General features: G+C 66.2%; 21 protein-coding genes. 9 read left to right on the top strand and 12 right to left on the bottom strand.

Going from position 1 to position 22,497, the window contains the following annotated elements:
* Positions 1-224: 224 nt before the first annotated feature.
* Together QW845_RS28570 and QW845_RS28565 are read left to right on the top strand one after the other, a co-directional pair.
* On the top strand, positions 225-680 hold the full coding sequence (locus QW845_RS28570) for a hypothetical protein (RefSeq protein ID WP_315804838.1): 456 nt from the start codon (positions 225-227) through the stop codon (positions 678-680).
* Positions 681-1,123: 443 nt separating this feature from the next.
* The gene (locus QW845_RS28565; protein ID WP_315804837.1) at positions 1,124-1,984 is read left to right on the top strand and encodes a right-handed parallel beta-helix repeat-containing protein; all 861 of its coding nucleotides are present in this window, start codon (positions 1,124-1,126) and stop codon (positions 1,982-1,984) included.
* A 117-nt stretch (positions 1,985-2,101) separates the two neighbouring features.
* On the opposite strand, the gene QW845_RS28560 is transcribed toward QW845_RS28565, so the two are convergent.
* Positions 2,102-2,746, bottom strand: a complete 645-nt coding sequence (locus QW845_RS28560; protein WP_315804836.1) for a glutathione S-transferase family protein — start codon at positions 2,744-2,746, stop codon at positions 2,102-2,104.
* Positions 2,747-2,833: 87 nt separating this feature from the next.
* Here QW845_RS28560 and QW845_RS28555 point away from each other — a divergent pair, with 87 nt between their 5' ends.
* Positions 2,834-3,817, top strand: a complete 984-nt coding sequence (locus QW845_RS28555; protein ID WP_315804835.1) for a YafY family protein — start codon at positions 2,834-2,836, stop codon at positions 3,815-3,817.
* Between the two features lie 241 nt (positions 3,818-4,058).
* Here QW845_RS28555 and QW845_RS28550 read toward each other — a convergent pair whose 3' ends face one another.
* The 6 genes from QW845_RS28550 to QW845_RS28525 form a co-directional block, all read right to left on the bottom strand.
* Positions 4,059-4,556, bottom strand: a complete 498-nt coding sequence (locus QW845_RS28550) for a TPM domain-containing protein (RefSeq protein ID WP_315804834.1) — start codon at positions 4,554-4,556, stop codon at positions 4,059-4,061.
* 17 nt (positions 4,557-4,573) lie between these two features.
* On the bottom strand, positions 4,574-5,470 hold the full coding sequence (locus QW845_RS28545; protein WP_315804833.1) for a YgcG family protein: 897 nt from the start codon (positions 5,468-5,470) through the stop codon (positions 4,574-4,576).
* 15 nt (positions 5,471-5,485) lie between these two features.
* Positions 5,486-6,097: a LemA family protein gene (locus QW845_RS28540; protein ID WP_315804832.1), complete on the bottom strand. Its 612-nt coding sequence runs from the start codon at positions 6,095-6,097 to the stop codon at positions 5,486-5,488.
* Between the two features lie 288 nt (positions 6,098-6,385).
* On the bottom strand, positions 6,386-7,399 hold the full coding sequence (locus tag QW845_RS28535) for an ABC transporter substrate-binding protein (protein ID WP_315804831.1): 1,014 nt from the start codon (positions 7,397-7,399) through the stop codon (positions 6,386-6,388).
* A gap of 40 nt (positions 7,400-7,439) precedes the next feature.
* A complete protein-coding gene (locus tag QW845_RS28530; RefSeq protein ID WP_315804830.1) occupies positions 7,440-8,306 on the bottom strand; it encodes an ABC transporter permease in 867 nt (288 codons plus the stop codon).
* Positions 8,307-8,323: 17 nt separating this feature from the next.
* Positions 8,324-9,103 carry an ABC transporter ATP-binding protein gene (locus QW845_RS28525; protein WP_315804829.1) on the bottom strand — a complete coding sequence of 260 codons (780 nt, stop codon included), beginning with the start codon at positions 9,101-9,103 and terminating at the stop codon, positions 8,324-8,326.
* Positions 9,104-9,222: 119 nt separating this feature from the next.
* On the opposite strand from QW845_RS28525, the gene QW845_RS28520 reads away from it, so the two are divergent.
* The 4 genes from QW845_RS28520 (at position 9,223) to QW845_RS28505 (ending at position 13,578) form a co-directional block, all read left to right on the top strand.
* Positions 9,223-9,888 carry a response regulator transcription factor gene (locus QW845_RS28520; protein ID WP_315713962.1) on the top strand — a complete coding sequence of 222 codons (666 nt, stop codon included), beginning with the start codon at positions 9,223-9,225 and terminating at the stop codon, positions 9,886-9,888.
* Positions 9,863-11,239: a sensor histidine kinase gene (locus QW845_RS28515; protein WP_315804828.1), complete on the top strand. Its 1,377-nt coding sequence runs from the start codon at positions 9,863-9,865 to the stop codon at positions 11,237-11,239. The genes QW845_RS28520 and QW845_RS28515 overlap by 26 nt, the downstream gene beginning before the upstream one ends.
* 72 nt (positions 11,240-11,311) lie before the next feature.
* On the top strand, positions 11,312-12,484 hold the full coding sequence (locus QW845_RS28510) for a tetratricopeptide repeat protein (RefSeq protein ID WP_315804827.1): 1,173 nt from the start codon (positions 11,312-11,314) through the stop codon (positions 12,482-12,484).
* 8 nt (positions 12,485-12,492) lie between these two features.
* Positions 12,493-13,578, top strand: coding sequence for a hypothetical protein (locus QW845_RS28505; RefSeq protein ID WP_315804826.1), 1,086 nt, complete (start codon positions 12,493-12,495; stop codon positions 13,576-13,578).
* An 86-nt stretch (positions 13,579-13,664) separates the two neighbouring features.
* Here the strand turns inward: QW845_RS28505 and QW845_RS28500 are convergent, their stop codons facing one another.
* The 3 genes from QW845_RS28500 to QW845_RS28490 form a co-directional block, all read right to left on the bottom strand.
* Positions 13,665-15,998: a xanthine dehydrogenase family protein molybdopterin-binding subunit gene (locus QW845_RS28500; protein ID WP_315804825.1), complete on the bottom strand. Its 2,334-nt coding sequence runs from the start codon at positions 15,996-15,998 to the stop codon at positions 13,665-13,667.
* 216 nt (positions 15,999-16,214) lie between these two features.
* Entirely contained in the window at positions 16,215-17,090 is an 876-nt protein-coding gene (locus tag QW845_RS28495) for a dihydrodipicolinate synthase family protein (protein WP_315804824.1), read from the bottom strand.
* A gap of 183 nt (positions 17,091-17,273) precedes the next feature.
* Positions 17,274-17,441, bottom strand: a complete 168-nt coding sequence (locus QW845_RS28490) for a hypothetical protein (protein WP_315804823.1) — start codon at positions 17,439-17,441, stop codon at positions 17,274-17,276.
* A gap of 129 nt (positions 17,442-17,570) precedes the next feature.
* Between QW845_RS28490 and QW845_RS28485 the strand changes: the two genes are divergently transcribed.
* Positions 17,571-18,635, top strand: coding sequence for a J domain-containing protein (locus tag QW845_RS28485; protein ID WP_315804822.1), 1,065 nt, complete (start codon positions 17,571-17,573; stop codon positions 18,633-18,635).
* Positions 18,636-18,728: 93 nt separating this feature from the next.
* On the top strand, positions 18,729-19,865 hold the full coding sequence (locus QW845_RS28480) for a GGDEF domain-containing protein (RefSeq protein ID WP_315804821.1): 1,137 nt from the start codon (positions 18,729-18,731) through the stop codon (positions 19,863-19,865).
* Between the two features lie 16 nt (positions 19,866-19,881).
* On the opposite strand, the gene QW845_RS28475 is transcribed toward QW845_RS28480, so the two are convergent.
* Together QW845_RS28475 and QW845_RS28470 are read right to left on the bottom strand one after the other, a co-directional pair.
* Positions 19,882-20,811: a GTP-binding protein gene (locus tag QW845_RS28475; RefSeq protein ID WP_315804820.1), complete on the bottom strand. Its 930-nt coding sequence runs from the start codon at positions 20,809-20,811 to the stop codon at positions 19,882-19,884.
* Positions 20,808-22,301 (bottom strand): amidohydrolase family protein, encoded by a 1,494-nt coding sequence (locus tag QW845_RS28470; protein WP_409997976.1) that lies wholly within the window; start codon positions 22,299-22,301, stop codon positions 20,808-20,810. The genes QW845_RS28475 and QW845_RS28470 overlap by 4 nt, the downstream gene beginning before the upstream one ends.
* Positions 22,302-22,497 lie beyond the last annotated feature (196 nt).

Here is a 22,497-nt window from a genome sequence, read left to right as displayed (position 1 = left end):
CCTCTTGCTGCCACAGGTCATCCTCGGAATGCCTGTCACTGAGATTATCGTGTCTCACTTGAGGGGTGCAGTCCAGCTCTGTCACCGAATCTACTCCGAGGAGGAGATGCGGAATCGCCCGTCGTATGGAGCGCAGAGCAAGGCGGTTGTTCATTCGGTCAGCCTTGTGCAGCGCAACGCAATCCCGGATAAGCTGTGTCGGCCGACGTCAAGGTGATCCGAGCATGACAAGCAAGCGACCTGTTGAACTCTTGATCGGCTACGCCAGAGAGAACCCGACTCTGGACGCAGCCAAAGCCAGAGCGATGTTTGAAAAGTTCATGGCAGGTGGCTTTTCCTATGATGAGATATCGAACCGCCCCGACTGCCCAGCGTACGCTTCTGCAGAAGTTCTGGCCATCATCTTGCCTCTGATGATCGACGAGATGTTGGCTCGGGAAGACACCGGAAATTTTCTGATCTATCCCATGATTGCTGCCGTCGATCCGTCAGGTGAAGGCCGCGCCTGGATGGCCGAAAGAGCGGAAGAACTCGCACAGCTTGTCGACCATGAAGGAGCAGAGAAAATTTTGAGGCTACTGACGGTTGCACGAGCAGACCCTCCTGTTCCGATCGAGCGACTGGACAGGATCGGCGCGTTCTGGAAGGGCAAAGCGGAGGCGTCTGCGCCTCCTTCGTAGCAGTCGACTTCGTTGGGCGGTAAGCGAAACCGGTTGCGCGGCGTCGCCGCGACAGTCAGCACTGTCGCCGACGTTGAAAGGAGGACGCTGCGGTTCGTCGCCTTACTCCACCAACGCGATTGATAAGTCGGCCGCTCGAATATGCCGACAAGCTCGGCAACTTCTATATCGGCGGCGCCGGCCAAATGCCCGAACCGAGATTCTGCTTCTACTACCGAGACACGAACATGAATTCTGCTTCTACGCAGACAGCGCCCAGGAGACCGGAACGACGATGACGGTCCCGCACTGTCAGCGAAATCGCCTCCGGTCGAGACACAATCAAAGATTGCATATTACAACATCTATTTCGCCATTCTCGATGAACGCTCTGGTTGCTTTCGTAGACTAATACTCTGCGTTCGGACTATTTTTTCATTTCCAGCATTTCAAGGGGAGCGCTCATGCGAAAGCTCATTTCTTCGATCGGATTTTTGTGCGTCGCACTTTTGATCCTGGCCTCGCCAGGGGCTCACGCGCAGGCGACGCGGACCTGGGTGTCCGGCGTCGGCGACGACGTCAACCCGTGCAGCCGCACGGCGCCCTGCAAGACCTTCGCCGGCGCGATCTCGAAGACTGCCGCCGGCGGTGAGATCGACGTGCTCGATCCCGGCGGCTACGGCGCCGTCACGATCACCAAGTCGATCACCATCGACGGCGGGGGGACCATGGCCTCGGTCCTGGCGTCGGCGACCAACGGCATCAATGTGAATGCCGGCGCCAACGATGTCATCATCCTGCGCAATCTGAGCATCAACGGCGCCGGCACGACCCTCGGCCTCAACGGCGTCAATTTCCTCGCCGGCCGGAAGCTCGTCATCGAGAACTGTACCGTCGAGAACTTCTCGCAAAGCGCAATCTCGGTCACGCCGTCCGGCGCCGCGCAGGTGGTGATCGCGGACTCCTCGCTCAAGGCGTCCGCGTTCGGCGTCACGGTCTCGACCGCGAATTCGAGCAGCGCGATCAGCGTGCTCGTCTCGAACACGAGGACCATCGAAAATGGCAATGCCGGAATATCCGCCACGGTCCCGGCCGGAAAGCCGGGGATGGGGGTGTTTCTCGATCGGCTGACCTCCGAGTTCAACAACACCGGCGTTCTGGCAAGCGGCAGCGGCGCCATCGTGACGTTGGGAAATTCCGTCATCCAGGGCAATTCCAACGGCGTCGTCCAGACCGGCGGCGGCTCCGTCTCGTCCTTCAAGAACAACGCGATCAGCAACAACGGCGTCGACGGCACGCCGCTCACGGGGATCAGCCTGAACTAGCGGCGCCGTTGCGTGAAGCCCGGCATCTGGCGACCCGCGCCTGGCGGACATCGTGCAATCACATCAGCGAGGTCCCGTCGACGGCGGGACCTCGCTCGATTGTATCAATGCCGGCGCTCAGACGCCGGCGGCGGCCGCGTGCTGGGCCGCCATCTCGGCATCCGCAGCGGTGACGCGCTGGAACGCCGGACGCTGGGTGATGCGCTCGGCGTAGCGCACGAACACGTCCTTGCGCGGCACCACGCCGAACATCATGGTCCAGTTGAAGGCGACACCCCACAGCACGTCGGCGGCGGTCATGCGCTCGCCGAGCAGATACGGCCCCTTGGCGAGCTGCTGCTCCAGCGCCCCCAGCATCGTGTCGTAATCGGCATAGGGCGACTGCGTGACCGGCGCGGGCTCGCGCTTCATGAAATGGTCGATCACGGCGGGCTCGAACGACGCGCCGTAATAGGCGATCCAGCGCAGATACGGCCCGCGCATGGGATCGTCGAGCGCCGGCGTCAGCCCCGCCTGCGGAAACAGATCGGCGAGATAGATGAAGATCGCGACCTGCTCGGTCACGATCTGGCCGCGATGTCCGATCGTCGGCACCTTGCCGAGCGGATTGACGGCCAGGAATTCCGGCTTGCGCTGCTCGCCCGCCTTCATATTGAGGACATGCAGATCGTAGGGCGCGCCCAGCTCCTCGAGCAGGATGCGCGCGCCCGCGGCGCGAGTCTGCGGCGAGTAATACAGCGTGATCTTGTCGTCGGCGGTCATGATGGTCTCCTCCCATTGCCGGCTGCGGTGGCCGGCTTGTCGCACACCATACCTGACAAGGCGTGTCAGGTATGTTTAAACAACGTCATGCGCGCGAGCCGGCTGCTCTCCATCCTCACCACCTTGCAGGCCAAGGGACAGGTCACGGCGCCCGAACTCGCAGGCGCCTGCGAGGTCTCGGTGCGCACGATCTACCGCGACATCGACGCGCTCGCCGCGGCGGGGATCCCCGTCTATGCCGAGCGCGGCGCCGAAGGCGGGTTCCGCCTGCTCGACGGCTATCGCGTGCGGCTGAACGGGCTGTCCCCGGCCGAGACCGATGCGCTGTTCATGGCGGGCCTGCCCGGCCCCGCCGCAGCCCTCGGGCTCGACGACGCGATGAGCGCGGCGCAGACCAAGCTGGTGGCAGCGCTGCCGCAGAGCCTGCGCGCCAATGCCGGCCGCATGCAGGCGCGCTTCCACCTCGACGCACCCGGCTGGTTCGGCGAGGCCGAGGAGCCGCCGCATCTGCGCGCCATCGCCGACGCCCTGCTCCGCGACGTCATGGTCGACGTCCGCTATCAGACCTGGCGCGCCGAGAAGCGCCGCCGCGTCGCGCCGCTCGGCCTCGTGCTGAAGGGCGGCAATTGGTATCTCGCCGGTCAGGTCGAGCGCAGCGTGCGCACCTATCGCGTCGCGCGCATCCTCGACTGCAGCGTGACCGCCGACAGCTTCGCCCGGCCCGCCGATTTCGACCTCGCCGCCTATTGGCGCGTCGCGACGGAGCGGCTGGAGGCGGAGCTGCATCCGAATGCGGCGACCGTGCGACTGTCACCGCTCGGTGTGAAACTGCTGGAGGTGTGGAGCCAGCCTTACGTACGTGCCCGCACCCGCCTCGCCGACGAAGCAGATGCGGACGGCTGGCGCATCGCGACGATCCCGACGGGGACGACGCTGTGGCACGCCGCGGGCGAGCTGCTGCGGTTCGGCCCGGAGGCCGAGGTGATCGATCCGCCAGAGCTGCGCGCGAAGATGACCGAGCTGGCGCAGGCGATGACGAAGCGCTACGGCGCGGCTGAGACGAAGGTGTGAGTTGCCGACAAAGACTCTGTCCGCTTGTCATTCCGGGGCGGCGCGCAGCGACGAGCCCGGAATCCATAATCCCGAACGGTGATGGGACGAAGATGAGCGCCACGGCGATCTCGCGCCCCACGATGTTTCGTGGCTATGGATTCCCGGCTCGCGCGTGCCGCGCGCCCCGGAATGACGTGGTGAGAGCATGCGATTTCTGACGCGCATCTGGCGTGAGCAAGAGCGTGGGAACTGAGGTGGACTACATCACCACCGGCGCGTCGGGCAGTTCGTTCGTCTCGCCGGCATGCGGCGGATAGTGCTTGGCGAGCTCGCGCGACACTGCGGCGACGCCCTCGATCACGCCCTGTTCGAAACGCCCCGCGCGGAACTGCGCCTCCATCGCCCGGCAGATCGTCTCCCAGCCTTCCGCGCCGACGCGATCGTGGATACCGCGGTCGGCGATGATCTCGACGTCGCGGTCGGCCAGGAGCAGGTAGATCAGGACGCCGTTGTTATCAGCGGTGTCCCAGATGCGCAATTGCGAGAACACGTCGAGCGCGCGCTCGCGCGGCGGCTGGTCGCGCCACAGCGGCCGGCCGTCGAGCGCGCCCTCGACGACGAAGCGGAGCTGGCCGGCATGGGTGCGCTCGCCGTCCTTGATCGCCTGCTCGATGCGGGCCAGCACAGCCGGCGTGAAGATGCGCCTGAGCTGCCAGTGATGCTGCAGGAGATGCCGGCCGATCCGCCTGATGCCCATGGTCGCGCGCCCCCTCCTCACCAACTGCCCGAGGCGCCGCCGCCGCCGAAACTGCCGCCGCCACCGGAGAAGCTGCCGCTGTCGCTCGAGCTGCCGCTGCTCCAGCCTGACGACGACGAGCCGCTCGACCAGCCGCCGCGGCGGCCGCTGCCCGGCGTCATCGCGCCGAAGGCGTCGGCAACGAAGGCGATGACGAAGCCGGCGATCGCCGACAGGGCCGCCAGCCCAACCGATCCCACCATCAGCCAGGCGAGCACGCCCATGGCGCCGCCGGTCGCCAGCGAGCCGATCAGGCGGCCGAGCAGCGTCCGCAGGAAGCCGCCGATCACCAGCGCGCCGAACAGCGCCACCGGCGCGAACGAGCTGATGGAGTCGAAGTCCAAATCGTCGCCATGCGAGGCCTGCGGCTGCGGCACCGGCAGGGTCTCGCCGTTGATGACGCCGATGATACGGTCGATGCCGGCATCGATACCGCCGGCAAAATCGCCGGTACGGAATTTCGGCGTGATGACCTCGTCGATGATGCGGCGTGCGGTGACGTCGGTGAGGCTGCCTTCGAGGCCGTAGCCGACCTCGATGCGCAGCTTGCGGTCGTTCTTGGCGATCACCAGCAGCGCGCCGTCGTCGACCTTCCTGCGCCCGATCTTCCAGGCCTCGGCGACACGGAGCGAGAACTGCTCGATGGTCTCCGGCTGCGTCGTCGGCACGATCAGCACCGCGACCTGGCTGCCCTTGCGGGTTTCCAGGTCCTTCAGCTTCTGCGTGAGGCCCGCGATGTCCGAGGAGGACAACGTGCCGGTCTGGTCGACGACGCGGCCGGTGAGCTGCGGCACCGCGACGTCCGCCAGCACGATCGTCGCGAGGCAGACGAACAGCGTCGCAAGCAGCGCCTTGAGGACCGGCAGCGCGCGCACGATTCCCTGCTCCGGCTATTTCGACGGCGCAGGCGACGGCGCGTTGAAGTCGACCTTCGGCGCCACCGAGATCTCGCGCTCGTTCTCGACGGTGAAGTTGGCCTTCTCCTTGTAGCCGAACACCATCGCGGTCAGATTGTTCGGGAAGGTGCGGATGCCGACGTTATACTCCTGCACCGCCTTGATGTAGCGGTTGCGCGCCACCGTGATGCGGTTCTCGGTGCCTTCGAGCTGGGACATCAGGTCGCGGAACAGCGCGTCCGATTTGAGCTGCGGGTAGTTCTCGGTCACGACCAGCAGCCGCGACAGCGCGGAGGTCAGCTCGCTCTGCGCCGCCTGGAACTTCTGCAGCGCCGCGGGATCGTTGACGACGTCGGGCGTGGCCTGGACACTGCCGACCTTGGCGCGGGCGTTGGTGACGCCGAGCAGCACGTCCTTCTCCTGCTGGGCAAAGCCCTTCACGCTGTTGACCAGGTTGGGCACGAGGTCGGCACGGCGCTGATACTGGTTGACCACCTCCGACCAGGCCGCCTTGACCTGCTCGTCATTGGTCTGGATGGCGTTGTAGCCGCAATTGGTCAGGCTCAGCGTCATCAGCGCCGCCAGCACGGTCAGCAATCTCCGCATCGCGCGTCCCCCTCTTCATCCGGTTGTACCGCCTTCACACAGCACAGCTTTGGCGACGGCGCAATGACGGCAGCCGGCCGCCGGACATGGGTCGCGGCGGCCGGTGGGTCGGTTCAGGGAAGTTCCGGGGCTCAGGCAGCGTTGGAGGACATACCCTCCGCCGTCATTGCGAGCGCGAGCGAAGCAATCCAGAGTCCCGCCCACCACCCTGGATTGCTTCGCTGCGCTCGCAATGACGGGCGGAGGCAGTTGAGACGCAATCTTGCAACCGACTCGCCGAACTCCCGCTCAACTGCCCTTGCGGTCGCGCAGCTGGGTCACGAACATGTCCTGCCAGCTCGCGGGCTTGACCTTGATCGAGCCGACGCCGTGCATGAACTCGGCGATCTTCAGCACGCCCTCGGGCGTCGCGGAGAACCAGGTGTCCTTGTCCTGCAGCATCTCCAGCACGTCCTCCTTGGTGGTCTTCACCTTGGCGGTGCGGGCGTAGATCTCGGCCGCGGCAGCCTTGTCGTTGGCGATCAGCGTGCAGGCCTCGTCGAGCGCGTCGAGGAACGCCTGCACGACCTTGGGATTGGCGTCGACGAAGCGCTTGGGCGCGAACACCACGTCCATCGTCATCCGTCCGAGCACGTCGGCGGAATTGGCAACGCGGCGGATCTTCGAATCCTTCAGCTCGATGTAGGAGAACGGCGGGGAGGTGAAATGCGCCGTGATCTCGGTCTTGCCCGAGGTGAGCGCCGCCAGCGCCTCCGGATGCGGCAGGCCGACGGTCATCGGATCGAGCTTGGCGTAGTTCTCCTTGCCGAACTCCTGCGCTGCCATCATCTGCAGCATGACCGCCGACAGCGAGGTCTTGATGCCCGGCAGGGCGATCTTGTCGCTCGGCTTGAAATCCTTCAGCGACTTGATCTCGGGATTGTTGGTGTTCATCCACAGCGAGGTGGAGCTGAGGCCGCTGACGCCGACCACCTCCACCGCCGGAATGCCCTTGGCTTTGGCCCACAGCGTGATGAAGCCGGGCGCACCGGTGCCGGCGATGTCGAGCGAGCCGGCCATCATCGCGTCGTTGATGATGTTGCCGCCGTCGAGCATCTGCCAGTTCACCTTGAACGGACCGAGCCCGGCCTTCTCCGCCTGCTTCTCCATCAGCTTCTGATCTTCCATCACGATCAGCGGCAGATAGAGGATGCCGTAGCCCTTGGAGAGCCTGATCTCCTTGACCTCGGCCTGCGCGGCGGTGGCGCCGAGCAGCGCGGCGAGGCCGAGCCCGGCGGCCGTGAATGATTTGCTCCAGGACATGGTCGTCTCCTTCCTTGTTGTTGTGCTTATAACTCGAAATTCAGTGCTGCATGCCCCAGCGCCGCACCGTCTTGCGCTCGATGGTGGCGAACACGACGTTCTCGACGACGAGGCCGATGAAGATCACGGTGAACAGCCCGGCGAACACGTTCGCCGTCTCCAGCTGGTTGCGGTTCTCGAAGATGAACCAGCCGAGCCCGCCCGAGCCGGAGGACACGCCGAACACCAGCTCGGCCGCGATCAGGGTGCGCCAAGCGAAGGCCCAGCCGACCTTCAGGCCGGTGAGGATGGCCGGAAAGGCCGCGGGGATCAGGATGAAGCGCACCAGCTTCAGCCCGCGCAGGCCGTAGTTCAGGCCGACCATGCGCAAGGTGTTCGACACCGAGCGGAAGCCGGAATGGGTGTTGAGCGCGATCGCCCACAGCACCGAATGCACCAGCACGAAGATGATGCTGCCCTTGCCGAGGCCGAACCAGATCAGCGCCAGCGGCAGCAATGCGATCGCCGGCAGCGGGTTGAACATCGAGGTCAGCGCCTCCAGCATGTCGGCGCCGATCCGCGAGCCGATCGCGATCGTGGTCAGCACGGCCGCCAGCGCGATGCCGATGCCGTAGCCGATCAGCAGCGTCTCCAGCGACACCAGGGTGCGCGCAGGGATGATACCGTTGCCGATGTTCTCGAAGAAGGCTGAGAGCGTGTCGGTGAAGGTCGGAAACAACAGGGGATTGCCGAGCCACAGGCCATAGGCCTGCCACAGCGCGGCGAGCGCCATCAGGATGATGGCCTTGCGGACCGCACCGATGCGGTAGATGCGTTCCAGCCAGGACAGGCTCGCCTCGACCTTGACGTCGCCGAGGGGCGTGTCTGCATTGACGATCTCCGGGCGCAGCGCCAGCGTCTCGCTCATGGATGCTCTCCTCGTCTCTAGTGATGGCCGAACAGCATGTCGTTGATGCGCCCTTCGAGCGCGACCTGCTCGGGCGAGCCCATCGTGCCCGGCGGCACGCTGTTGAGCTCGGCGCGGACGCGGCCGGGATGCGGCGACAGCAGCAGGATGCGCGAGCCGATCTTGATCGCCTCCTCGATCGAATGCGTCACGAACAGCACGGTGAAGCGGGTGTCCTGCCAGAGCTGCAGCAGCTCATCCTGCATCTTGCGCCGGGTCAGCGCGTCCAGGGCGGCGAACGGCTCGTCCATCAACAGCACGTCGGGCTCCATCGCCATGCCCCGCGCGATTGCAACGCGCTGCTTCATGCCGCCGGACAGCATGTGCGGATAGGAGTCGATGAACTTGGTCAGGCCGACCTTGTCGATATAGGACTTCGCCCGCTCGTTGGCCTCGGCCGTGCCGAGCCGGCCGCTGGCGGTCAGCGCGAACACGACGTTCTCGCGCACGGTCTTCCACGGCAGCAGCTGGTCGAATTCCTGGAATACCATCATGCGGTCCGGGCCGGGCTCGCTGACGTCGTGGTCCTTGAGCCGGATGCGGCCCTCGGTCGGCTTCAGATAGCCGCCGATCGCCTTCAGAAGCGTGGATTTGCCGCAGCCGGAGGGGCCGAGCAGCACGAAGCGGTCGGCATCGAACACCTTGAAATCGACGCGATAGGTCGCCGTCACCAAGGTGTCCGGCGTCTTGTACTGGAGCGTCACGCCCTCGACCGAGAGCAGCGGCTCGAACTGAGATGGCGATTGATGGACGGTCATCGTCCTCCCCTCCTCTATATTGCAGTGCGAAATTTCGCCTGGTGCACTTCGGCGCCCTTATTCGAAGTGATAGAGGAGGAGACTGACGCGAACCTGACTCCGAGGCGGACAACGAGACCTTGCGCATCCTGCTGGTGGAAGACACGCCCGAGATCGGCGCCGCCGTGACCAGCCGGTTCGAGCGGATCGGCTATGCCGTCGACTGGGAGAAGGACGGCCGCACCGCGAGCGAGCTGATCGAGGTGCAGACCTATGACCTGATCGTGCTCGACGTGATGCTGCCGAACATGGACGGCTTCGCGGTGCTGAAACATTTGCGCAAGCGCGGCCTGCGCACGCCGGTGCTGGTGCTGACCGCGCGCTCGGCGGTCGACGACCGGATCGGCGCGCTCGATCTCGGCGCCGATGACTACCTGATCAAGCCGTTCGACTATCGCGAGCTCGAAGCGCGTGCCCGTGCGCTGCTTCGGCGTGCGGCCGGCCAGTCCGACAATCTGCTGACCCTCGGGCCGCTGGTGATCGACCGCGCCGGGCGCACCGCCAGCGTCGCCGGCCAACCGCTGGACCTGACGCGGCGCGAGCTGACCGTGCTGGAAATCCTCGCCGCACGCCCCGGACGTTACGTCGCCAAGGAAGAGCTGGTCGAGCAGCTCTTCAGCTTCGACCAGGACCCGAGCCCGAACGCGGTCGAGCAGTTCGTCGCACGTCTCAGGCGCAAGCTGGCGGCGACGTCAGTCGAAATCAAGACCGAGCGCGGCCTTGGCTATCAGCTCCACGCTTCGTGACCTCAGGACCTCGCTGCGCGCGCGGCTGCTGATCGCGATCGGCGCGATCCTGGCCGTGGGCGCCGTCGTGCTCAGCCTCGCCGCCTGGCAATATGCCGCGACCGCCGCGCGCGACGCCTATGACAAGCTGCTCGCCGGCGGCGCGGTGCAGATCGCCGAGAACATCTACATGCAGGGCGGCGTGGTGACGCTGGATCCGCCGGCGGCGGCGTTTGCGACATTGTCGGCCTATGACCTGGTATTCTATCGCGTCACCGATCCGCGCGGCGTCGTCATCGCCGGCTATGACGATCTTGCCGTCACCGCGCCCGCCAGGGCGCTGCGCGAGGGCGTGGTGCTGCGCGACGGCGTCTATCGCGACCAGGCCGTGCGCATCGCCGCGGTGGCGCGCAAGCTCGACGGCGCGCCCGGCGATGGCTGGAGCCAGATCGTGCTGGCGCAGACCCTGCGCGCCCGCGACGCGCTGACCTGGGATCTTGCCTCGAAGGCGATCGGCCTGATCGCCGCGATGAGCCTGCTGGCGCTGGTCGCGACCGCGCTCTGCCTGCGGCTGGTGTTCGCGCCGCTGACGCGGATCGAGGCCGAGATCGTCAAGCGGCGTCCCGATGATCTCAGCCCGATCGCGATCACGCCGCCGCGCGAGGTGCGCGCGCTGGTCGGCGCCATCGACGGCTTCATGCAGCGCCTCGCCGAGCGCATCGCGCTGATGCAGCGCTTCATCGCCGACGCCACGCACCAGCTGCGCACGCCGCTCGCGGCCATCGATGCCGAGGTCGAGCTGCTGAGCGATCAGACCGAGGACCCGAAGGCGCTCGACCGGCTGCGCGGCCGCATCGCCGACCTCGCCCGCCTCACCAGCCAGCTGCTCGATCACGCCATGATCCAGCACCGCGCCCAGGCACCACGGTTCGTTGCGACCGATATCAACGCGCTGGCGAAATCGGTGTTGTCGCAGAGCGTCCCGCTGACGCTGGATCGGGAGGTTTCCGTCAGCTTCGTGGCGTCGGAGGAGAACGCGGTGGTCGCCGCCGACGCCATCAGCCTGCGCGAGGCGCTTGCCAACCTCATCCACAACGCGCTGGCGCATGGCGCGCGGACGCGGCTGATGGTGAGGGTGGAGAAGGCGGCGGGTGTCGCGATCGTCGTCTGGGATGATGGGCCGGGGATCGCCGAGGAGGCGCAGACCGGACTGCTGGCGCCGTTTCAGAAGGGCGACGGCTCGCATGGATCGGGGCTTGGGCTTGCGATCGCCAAGGACGTCGCGGAGGCCCACGGCGGAAACCTGCGGTTTGCGGGCAGCGCGGGCGACTTCAGCGTGATCCTGGAACTACCACCCCAGCCCCATGGCTAAACCTTTAGTTGTTTCATTACACGCCCGTTCTGAAATCAACGGTATGTCGTTCCCAGCATCAGGGGAACCACCATGGTAAGGCTTGCCGTTCTAGGAATTGTTGCAGCGGCCAGTCTCTCATGCACCGCACCGGCAACCGCCGCGGATCAGGACGGCGAATGCGCGAAGTCCCTGCTCAGGACCTCCCCCGAGATCGTCATTGCGGCCTGCTCCCGAATCCTTGCCGAGCCCAACACATCCTCGGCCGAGCGTGGCCGCGCCCTCTCGGTTCGAGGCTCGGGCTACTATCACACGAAGCGGTGGGACTTTGCAGCGAAGGATTACGATGCCGCCATCGCGCTGATGCCGACCGATGAAGAACTGCTGCTGTCCCGCGCGACGACGGCGTCCCGTCTCGGCGATCTCACACTGAGCCACTCACTCATCGAGAAGGTCCTGACGCTCAATCCGTCCAATCCGAATGCGATCTGGCGCGTCGGCGCCTCCTATGCAGACGCCGGCGACGACCGCTCCGCGATCCGCTATTATGACATGGCCTTGGCGATCGCGCCGAGAAACCAGTATGCGCTGCTGCTCAGCAGCGACAGTCATCAGCGTTTGCGCCGCTTCGACGAAGCGCTGAAGACCGCTGACGCGCTGGTTGCGCTCGGTCCCGACGAGATCAATCTGCAGCCCTATTTCGACGGCTATGGTAACCGGCTCGACTTCTACATCGTCGCTCTGAAGAACCGCGCGCGCATTTACTGGACAGTCGGCCAGTTTGACCGTGCAGAGCAGGACTTGAACGCTGCCGTAACCTATCGACGGATTCCCCTGTCGCTCACGGCACGGGGCCACTTGCTCACCTACAGACCCGGACGAGAGCAGGAGGCGTTTGCCGACCTGCAGGAAGCCAAATCGCTCGGGTCCGAGCAATATGAGACCTTCTTCGACCTCGGGCTCATCCACGCCAAGCGTCAGCAATTCCGCGAGGCGATCGCCGAATTCGATCGTGCCGCGGCGATTGATCCGCCATCCGGCGAGGCGTTCCGCATGCGTGCACTGATGCATCGGGAACTCGACGAGACCGATCTCGCGTTCGACGACATGGTGCTGGCCGTGAGCATCGAAGAGTCGGTGCTCAAGCGGACCGTTCTGGCGCTGCGCACCGCCGGCTATTGGCGCTCGAACCAGGCGCCTGACGAACTGACGCCCGACTTCAAGGACGCGATCCGCGCCTGCATGCTCGACAAGCTCTGCAAGTGAGTCCTCCGATGACATCCCGCATTCGCTCCGCCATCCCGCTCATCCTGATCGCCGGGCTGCTGGGCACGCCCTCTCTCGCCGAAGACATGCTTGGAACGGCGGGCCCGATCCGCTCCTTCGGCTTCGGAACATGCAAGCTGCCCTATCCGGCGAGAGCCCGCGGCGAATGTGATCCGCCGGAAGTTTCAGCAACACTGCCGGCGGATGTCCGTTCGCAGCAGCGCGTCGTTCGCGCGCGTCAGCTCACCGAGATCGCCAGGCTGCCGCAGGCGATCGCCGAGCTTGATACCGCCATTACCGAGCAGCCCGGCAACGTGCCGGCGCTGCTGCTCCGCGCCCGCCTAAGGATACCCGCCCAGCTGACCGAGGCCACGCGCGACGTGAAGGCGGCGCTGCAGGCCGCCCCTGAGAATGCCGACGCGCTGGCGACCATGGCCTTCATCCTCATCGGTCAGGACGATCAGGCCGCGCTTCAGTTGGCCACCGACGCCCTCGTCCGCAACCCGCCATCGGTCGATGCGCTCTGGATCCGGGCCATCCTTGCAAACCGAAGCGGCCGGCCGGAGCAGTCGGAGGCGGATCTCGATCGGGCCATCGCAATCGAGCCCGACGATCGGCGAAGCCGCATGACACGCGCCGAGATCAGGCTGCAGACCGGCAAGGCGGCTGGCGCCAAGGAGGATCTCGATGCGATCCTCGCGGCGGGGTCTGATCTCCAGGCGCTGCAGATGCGGGCGACGATACTGGCCGGGCTGGGAGACGACAGCGCAGCGCTTGCCGACCTGAACAAGGTTCTCGGTCCGCCCGGACAGCGGGTGCTTCCCGGCCCGGCCCGACCCGACCTCGTCAACATGTTCGTGCAGCGCGCCTTGATCCTCACCCGCACCGGACGAGAGCCGGATGCCAGGCAGGACCTCGAAACCATCGTCGCGCTGGGCGGCAATCGCGCGATCCTGCAGATGCAGGTCTACCTGGGGGGTCATGGCTTTCCGGACCTCGCTCTGAACGGCAAACGGTCCGACCAGCTCGACGACGCGCTGCGCGCCTGCTTCATCAACAGTGCATGTGGCCGCGGCATCGCCATCCGCGGGTAGCATCTCGTCCGCGGTGGCCTGACCGCCGCATCCTCAATGCCGGCAAGCGGCAGACGGATGCGGCGGTCTGAGAAGTGAAGTTATGCTTACGCCGCCGCCTTCTTGGCCTTCGCATCCCGGATCGCCGCCCATACCTTCTCAGGCGTCAGCGGGGTCTGCAGATTGGTGATGCCCAGCTCGAACAGTGCGTCCATCACGCCGTTGGTGACGCAGGGCGGGCCGCCGATGGCGCCGGATTCGCCGCAGCCCTTGGCGCCCAGCGGGTTGGTCTTGCACGGCGCGGAATCATCGAGCGTGACGACGATCGGCGGCACGTCGTCGGCGCGCGGAATGCAGTAGTCCTGATAGGTCGCGGTCAGGAGCTGGCCATCGGCATCGTAGGCGACGTTCTCGTACAGCGCCTGGCCGATGCCCTGGGCGACGCCGCCATGGATCTGGCCGGCCACCAGCATCGGATTGACGGCAACGCCGACGTCGTCGACGGTGGTGTAGCGCACGACACGGCTGATGCCGGTCTCCGGATCGATCTCGACCTCGCAGACATGGGTGCCGTTCGGCCAGCTCGGACCATCGACCTCGCCCTCGCTGTCGACCGACAGCTTGGCGCCCTGCTCCTTCTGCGCGATCTCGAACAGGCTGATGCGGCGGTCGGTGCCGACGACGGTGAGGACGCCGTCGCGATACTCGATGTCCTCGACCGCGGTCTCCAAGAGGTTCGACGCCTTCTCGCGCGCCTTGCTGATGAGATCGTTGGAGGACACCGCCACCGCGGTGCCGCCGACGAACAGCGAGCGCGAGCCGACGCTGCCGAAGCCGGTGGCGAGATCGGTGTCGCCCTGCACCACGTCGATCTTGTCGAGCGGGATGCCGAGCGTGTCGGAGATCATCTGGGTGTAGGTGGTCTGCAATCCCTGCCCCATCGCCATGGTGCCGGAGTGCAGGATGACGCGGCCCTCGGAGGTCGCGTGCAGCGACACCTTCTCGGTGTGGGCGCGGCCGCCGGTCCATTCGATGTAGGAGGTGAGGCCGCGGCCGTAGAGCATGCCGCGCTTCTTCGCTTCGCGCTTGCGCGCATTGAAGCCGTCCCAGTCCGCAAGCTTGGACGCGCGCTCCAGCATGTGGGCGAAGGCGCCGGAATCATAGACCTGGCCGACGGCGTTGGTGTAGGGCAGTTGCGCCGGCTTGATGTAGTTGGCCTTGCGGATCGCGCGCGGATCGATCCCGATCTGGCGCGCGGCCGTGTCGAACAGGCGCTCCACGATGAACACCGCCTCGGGACGCCCGGCGCCGCGATAGGCACCGACCGGCGCGGTATGCGTCATCACGGTCTTCACCTCGAAATGCACCAGCGGCAGGTCATAGACACCGGTCTGCACGAACGGCCCGAGCACCAGCGGAATGATGTTGGCCGCACCCGATGAATAGGCGCCGGTGGCGCCGATCGAGCGCACGCGATAGGCCAGCACCTTGCCCTTGGCGTCCAAAGCGAACTCGGCGGTCGAGGTGAGGTCGCGGCCATGCGTGCCGCCGACGAACTCGTCGGTGCGCTCGGCGCGCCAGCGGATCTTCTTGCCGAGCTTGGTCGCGGCATAGGCGACGATGCCGTCCTCAGGATAGAGGTTGGTCTTCTGGCCGAAGCCGCCGCCGATGTCGCCGACCAGCACGCGCACACTTTCCTTCGGCCGCTTCAGCACGGCTTCCGCCAGCACGTCACGGGTCGAGGCCGGCGTCTGCGACTGCACGTACAGCAGCAGCCGGCCGGTCTTCTTCTCGATCTCGGCAATGGTCGAGCGCGGCTCCATCGCCGAGGGCACCAGGCGCTGGCTGGCAATGTCGAGCGACACCTTGTGCGCGGCGCTGGAGAAGGCCTCTTCCACCTTGGCGGCATCGCCATAGCTCATCGCGGCAACGATATTGTCCGGCGCCTCGGCCCAGACGACGGGCGCACCCGGCTCGAGCGCCTTCACCGGATCGGTCACCGCCGGCAGCACCTCGTAGTCGACGGCGATCGCTTCCGCCGCTTCCTGCGCGATCGTGCGCGACGCCGCGACCACGGCCGCGACCGCCTCGCCGGTGAAGCGGACGACCTCATGGGCGAGCAGGCGGCGCGGCGGCACCGTCATCGGCTTGCCGTCGGGACGCTTGAAGATCGCCAATGTCGGAATGGTGCCGACATCGTCGGCGACGAGGTCCGCACCGGTGTAGATCGCCTGCACGCCCGCGATCTCGCGGGCGGCGGCGGTGTCGATCGACAGGATCCTGGCATGCGCATGCGGGGAGCGCAGCACGTAGAGCCACAGCGCGCCGTCCTCCGCCTTGTCGTCGATGAACTGCCCCTTCCCGGTCAGCAGCCGCTGGTCCTCCAGACGCTTGACGGGCTGCCCCGCACCAAACCGCATATTGTTGGGAAGAATGTTCATTCGGGAATCCTTGGTCAGTTCAATGTAATTGCATGGGGTTTTAGCGGATCGATGTTCCGCTGGCCAAGCCATGATTGTGCTGGTGCGTCATACCGCACTGTCATGCCCGGGCTTGGCCCGCCTGCGCAGCCGAAACCGCTTCGGCCCAGCGAAGGCCCGGGCATCCACAATCCCGTTTCCGTTTGGGATGGATGGCCGGGTCAAGCCCGACCAGCGTCACGCCAGGCTGCGCAGCACCTCTTCAACGACCTTGCGCTGCTCGGGCGAGAGCGGGGCCTGCGGCGGCACGGGATCGCCGACGTCGTACCCCTGGATCGACAGGCCGGCCTTGATGCAGGCCGCGAGGTTGAAGCGGGCGAAGGCCTCGTTGACGCGCCACAGCTTCTTCTGCAGCAGCATCGCATCGTCCCAGCGCGACGCCCTGCAGAGATTGTAGAGTTCGACGCTCTGGCGCGGAATGATGCAGGCCGGCCCGGCCATCCAGCCCTTGCCGCCGATCAGCATCACCGCCGCCGGAATGTGCGACGACGCCGCGAACACCTTGATGGCGTCGCTGCAGCGATTGATGATCGACAACAGCCGGCCGGTGTTGGTGGACGCGTCCTTGATGTAGTTGATGCGCGGATGCTCGGCGAGATCAGCGATGACGTCGAGCGACAGGTCGGAGCGCTGGAACTGGGGATTGGTGTAGATGACGACGGGAATGTCGACGGCATCGGCAATCGCCCGGAAATACGCCTTGATACCGGCGTCGTTGACCGGGAAGTAGGCTTCGAGCACGGCCAGGATGCCGGTTGCGCCGCGCTTCTGGTAAGCCTTGGCCTGCGCCACCGCGTCAGCGATCGCAGTCGAGGCCACGCCTGCGATCACGGGAACGCGGCCCTGGGCGGCCTCGATGGTTGTCTCCACGACGGTCATGCGCTGCGCGCGGTCGAGATAGGCGAACTCGCCGGTCGAGCCGAGCGGCGTCAGGCCGTGCACGCCGGCATGGATGAGATCATCGCACAGCCGGCCCAGCACCTCCGTCCGGATCGTGCCATCCGCGCCGATCGGCGAGGCCAGGTAGGGGAAGACACCATGAAATTCAGTCATGCGGCGGGTATAGCGGCCGGGCCGCCGCCTCCGCAAGCACGCGCATGATCGCGGGCAGCCCCCTCGGCACTGAGTGCTTCCAGCGCCGCGTCCGTCCGGGCGGAACCTGGCTCGCGCGGGCGGGTGCAACGGTGTCACACTGCTGCAGCAATCGCATGTTGTCGCTCACAACTGAGCTGCCGATCAGTTCGCGTTAAACCCAGCTTCAAACTTCTTCTTCACCATGGAGGAAGGTCCGGCGGCAGAGGCGATGAGAAAGCAGCGATTCAATCTGCGATTGCGCGCACCATGACGAGGAAGGGCGAACGCGGTGGCGTCAAACACGGCAAAAATGGCTACGAACTTCGCCATTTTCAGTCATTTTTCCGCCGGATTGACCAACCATCATGCCAAGCGGAAACAGTTAGTACGAGTGCTCCAGCGTAAATTCGCCGTAGGAATTTCGATCGGAGACGAGGGAAGCCTGCAGCGAGAACGGCGATGAAGACGCTTTACGATTTACTCGGAGCTCTTCCGGACGATGACGCTGACGATATCCGGGCGGCCTTCCGCAAAGCGGTCAAAGAGAGCCACCCCGACGTCAATCCCGGCGATCCGGACGCCGCGCTGCGGTTTCGACAGATCATCCGCGCCAACGACATTCTCGGCGACAAGGAGCAGCGCACGGCCTATGACCGGCTGCTCGGCGCCGCGCAGGACGAGCATCGGCAGGATTCCAAGCTCGCGGTCGTCGCCAGGGTTCACACGGTCGCGTCCGGCGTGATGGCGCTGGCCGGGGCGTCCGCCTTGGCGCTGACGGGCTACCTGCTGTTCACGCACATGTCCTCGGCGTCCGTCGCGCCGCTCGAGCCGATCGTGGTTGCCACCAACAAGGTGAAGCCGAACGAGGTTCCCGCCAAGCCGATCGATGGCCCCACCGATGCGGCGACGGCCGTCGACGCGGCCGCAGGCAACGAGGCGGCTGCCGGCACAACGGTCGGAAACGCATCGGGCAGCAACAACGCGGCGTCCACCGAGCCACTGCCGCTGCGGGCCAGCAAGGTCGACGTGGTCTATTCGGCCGAGCAGGATCGCGCGCCCTGTGCGGCAGGCGCCACCGCACCATGCGGAGCAGATGCCATGCTCGCCGGGGGTACGGCCTCGAACGAGGCCCAGGCCCATCACGATCGCGGCATGGCCGCGTTCCAGAAAGGCGATTTCGCGGCGGCGCTGGCCGATCTCGACGCGGCGATCCAGCTCGATCCCCGCTACCATGAGGCCTATATCGACCGCGGCATCGTGTTCTATCGCATGCGCAAATTCGACCGGGCCTTTGCCGACGTCGCGGCCGCAAAGCGCATCGAGAAGACGAACCGCGCCGTGCTCGACGCGATGGCGAAGCGTCAGCCGCTGCGGCCGCTGAAGCTCGACCCGCCAAAATCCGACATCAAGGCGGAAACGCCGAGGGCAGAGGCGCCGAAAATGGCGGCGGCGGCGCCGATGCCCTCGCGGATGTCGACGGCGACGCCGGTCTATCCAACCAGCGACCCCAGCCGCGCGCCCTGAGCGATTGACGAAGATTTAAGGTAACTCCGAACCTTCGTCGCGCGAATCGTTCGCGCCCATCAACTGTTAGGAAAGGTGTCCCATGGTGGTCCCATGGGACATGGGCTGCTTTCCAGATTCATCCATCCGAACCCGGCGATCCGGCGCGAGCTCGTCGATCTGCTGTACACGTCTCTGCCGCAGGTCATGTCGATCAACGCGGCCGCCATCACCGGCTCGGTCACGCTTGCGGTCCTGCACGGCGATCCCGGCTACATCGCGATCTCATTCGCGATCATCGTCAACGCCATCGGTCGCGTGGTCAGCCTGCTGCGCTACAAACAATATGCGGGACGCCTGTCCGATCGCGACGTGATCCTGTGGGAGAAGGTGTACGCCGCGGGCGCCGCCGCCTTCGGCCTTGCGCTCGGCGCTCTCACCTTCCGCGCGTTCCAGCTCAACGATGCTCCGGGCGCATGGATCGCCTTCGGCCTGTCGATGTCCTATTGCGTCGGCATGGTGTCGCGCGCGGCGATCCGCCCGTGGGTCGTGCTGACGACAACCGCCGTGCTGCTCGCCCCGACGCTCGTCGCCGGGTTGATGCGCCCGGAGCTGCCCTATCAGCTCGGGGCCGTCCTGCTGGTGCTGTTCTGGTTCTCGATCCGCGAAGCCTCGCGCCATCTCAGCACCGCGTTCATCGAGCGGCTCGAGGCCAAGCACGCGCTGGCCCGCCAGGCCAACCATGATTTCCTGACCGACCTGCCCAACCGGGCGGCCTTCCTGGCTGCGCTTGAACGCACGACCGGGACTGTCGCGATCGTTGCCATCGATCTCGATGGCTTCAAGCCCGTCAACGACCGCCACGGTCACCACGCCGGCGACGACCTGCTGCGTCAGGTCGCAGCCCGGCTGTCGAGCTGTGTCGGCCGGGGCGGTCTCGCCGCGCGCTTCGGCGGCGATGAGTTCATGCTGCTGAAGCCGGTGGCGAGCGGCGCGGACGGACGCGACGAGGCGCTGGCGCTCGCGCGCGAGGCGGTCCGCTCGCTGTCGATGCCGTTCCTGCTGTCCGACATTCCCGTGGTGATCGGCGCCAGCGCCGGCCTGCTGGTGAACGACCGGCCGCTCACGGACGAGTCCACGGACGAGGTTCTGCGCCAGGTCGACAGCGCACTCTACGCCGCCAAGCGCGCCGGGGGCGGCTGCTGCACCTGGGCCGAAGCTGCGGACGGCGCGTTGCGGCAGGCGGGCTGACGCGCGGCCTTCGATCTCAGGCGACGATCACCTCGCGCAGCAGCGCGTCGATCTCCCCGGCGTCGAGCTCACCTTCGCGTCCGATCAGCACGAGCTGCGCCGTGAGGCCATCGGCGGGCGACACCGGCGACGGCGCCAAGGTGCCACGCGTCGCCACCGACTGAAACAGGATCGGCTGTCCCGGATGGTCGGTGAACAGCAGGATGCCCTTGATGCGCAGGGTGCGCGGCGCGAGCTTTCCGATCACCTGCTGGAAGCGGGCCAGCGACAGCGGAGCACGGGAGGTCCAGGTGAGGGTTGCGAAAGGTTGCGACATCGTCGGCACCTGCTTGGGTAGCTCTCGCGGCGCGCGAATGTCGCGGCTGAACAGCAGGTCCGGCGCGACGACGCCATGCGATATCTCGAAGATCGCCGATTGCGGCTTGATGCCGCCGACGACGCCGCGGACCGCATCGAGCGCGGCGCGGTCGAGCAGATCGGCCTTGGTCAGCAGCACGAAATCGGCGGCGCGCAGTTGCGAGCGCCACAGCGCGTCCTGCTCGATCCCGGGATCATCGCGCAGCCGCTGCGGATCGACCAGCGTGACCACGGTCTCCAGCGGCGCGACCCTGAAGATCACGGGATCCATCAGGCTGCGGATGATCTCGGCGGGATCGGAGATGCCCGATGTTTCGATCACGATCGCATCGGGTGCCGGATCGCGCTTGATGACGGAGGACAGCGTGCGCAGCAGGTCGCCCTGCAGCGAGCAGCAGATGCAGCCGTTCTTGAGGCTGATCACGCCTTCCGTCACGGTGCCGAGAAGCTGCGCGTCGATGTCGACCGCGCCGAAGTCGTTGACGACGGCGGCGATGCGCCGCCCGTCCGGATTGGCGAGCAGATGATTGAGCAGGGTCGTCTTGCCGGCGCCGAGCGATCCGGCGACCAGCAGGACCGGGACGATCATGACAGGACCGGACGGCGCACCGCCTGCCCCGGCCGGACGTCGCGAACGAGCTCGCCATCGGTGATGACGGCGCGGCCATTGACGAGCAGATGCCGCACGCCCTCGGACGGCCGGTTCATGTTGAGGAAGTCGGCGCGGTCACGCAGGCCGGCGAGATCCAGCACCGCGATGTCGGCGTCGCAGCCGGCCTGCAGCCGTCCCTTCTTGCGCATCGCGGGCGTCGACGGTTCCAGAATCCGGGCCGGGATCAGCGTACACTTGGCGAGACCCTCCATCAGCGGCACCGCCTTGCGGTCCAGCACCCATTCGCGCAGGAATTTGGTGAAGGTCGCCGACGAGCGCGGATGCGACACCGCGTCATCCGGCAGCGGCCAGGCGTCGCCGGTGTAGTCGGTGCCGTTGGACAGGATCCACGGCATCGCATCGGAGGCGATGGCGCCGCCCGGAAACAGCACGGAGACGTCGAGCAGGTCGCGGTGGCGCTGGTTGACGGCGACATCGAGGAAATGGATCAGCACCAATGCGCCGGGATCGTCCTGCTGCCGCGCCAGCAACTCGTCACGGCTGCCGAGCCGGTGGCGCTCGGCGACCATCTCGATCGCGTCATAGCCGGTGCCCATGCGCTGGCAGAAGGCGGGATCGGCGAAGAAGCCGGCCCCGACCACGGTCGAGCCGGTGCCGTACGGATAGGCTTCGGTCGTGACCTTCAGGCCCTGCTTCTGCGCGGTCTGCACCAGCTCGGCGCAGCGCTCGACATCCTGCAGGCTGGTGCTGTTGAAATGGCAGATGTGCATGTGGGCGCCGGTCGAGCCGGCCAGCCCGATCAGCCGCGTGTAGGCATCGACCGAGCTGCGCGGATCGACGTTCGACATGTAGGCGATGTGCGTATAGGTCGGCACGTCGTGCCTGGCCGCCAGGCTGCACAGCTCCGACAGCTCCTTCATGCCGGTGCCGGGCGCGTAGGCATTCGGGAAGGCGATGCCGAGACCGCCCTGCTCCAGACCCTGCCGGGTGCGCTCGACGATCTCGGCGGTCTCGGCCGCGGTCGCGACCTCCTCGACCCATCGCTTGTCGCGCATCGCCTCGCCCATGCCGGCGATGTTGGACGCGGTCTGCTGGGTCGTCATCGTCGCGATGCGCGCGAACACCCAGCCCGACGCTGCGCCGTAATTCAGAAGGCGGCCGATCGCCGCCTGCTCGTCATACCAGCGCGCCACCGGCATCACGCCGATCTCGAGCTCGAGCGTCGTGGTGACGCCGTCGAACGCCTGCATGCGGTCCGCCGGCAGCGACTGGCCGTGGGCGTGCAGATCGATGAAGCCGGGTACGACGGCGAGGCCGGCCGCATCGACCACCTGATCGGCAGCCCCGCCGACATCGCCCACGGCAGCGATTGCGCCATCCTTGATGGCGACATCGGCCGTGGCGTCGAGCTTCGTTTCCGGGTCGAGCACGCGACCGCCGCGAATGATCAGATCGTAGTGAGGCATGAAATCAGCTGGGCTCGCGAAGTGGAACTGCTGAAAGCCCTAACACAGATGCGCGACGATGAGAACGCGGCGGGAGAGATCGATTCTCTCCGAGCCATGCGTGGCGCACTTATCAGTTCGTCGAACTGCCGCCCCCGCTCTTCCCCTTGCGCAAGCGATCGGTCAGGATTGCGAAAAACGACCTCTCGGCATCCGC

Origin of the sequence: Bradyrhizobium sp. SZCCHNS3002 (assembly GCF_032377435.1) — a bacterium.
In the GTDB taxonomy this organism is placed as follows: Bacteria; Pseudomonadota; Alphaproteobacteria; order Rhizobiales; family Xanthobacteraceae; genus Bradyrhizobium.
This window is presented reverse-complemented; position numbering and strand designations above follow the sequence as displayed.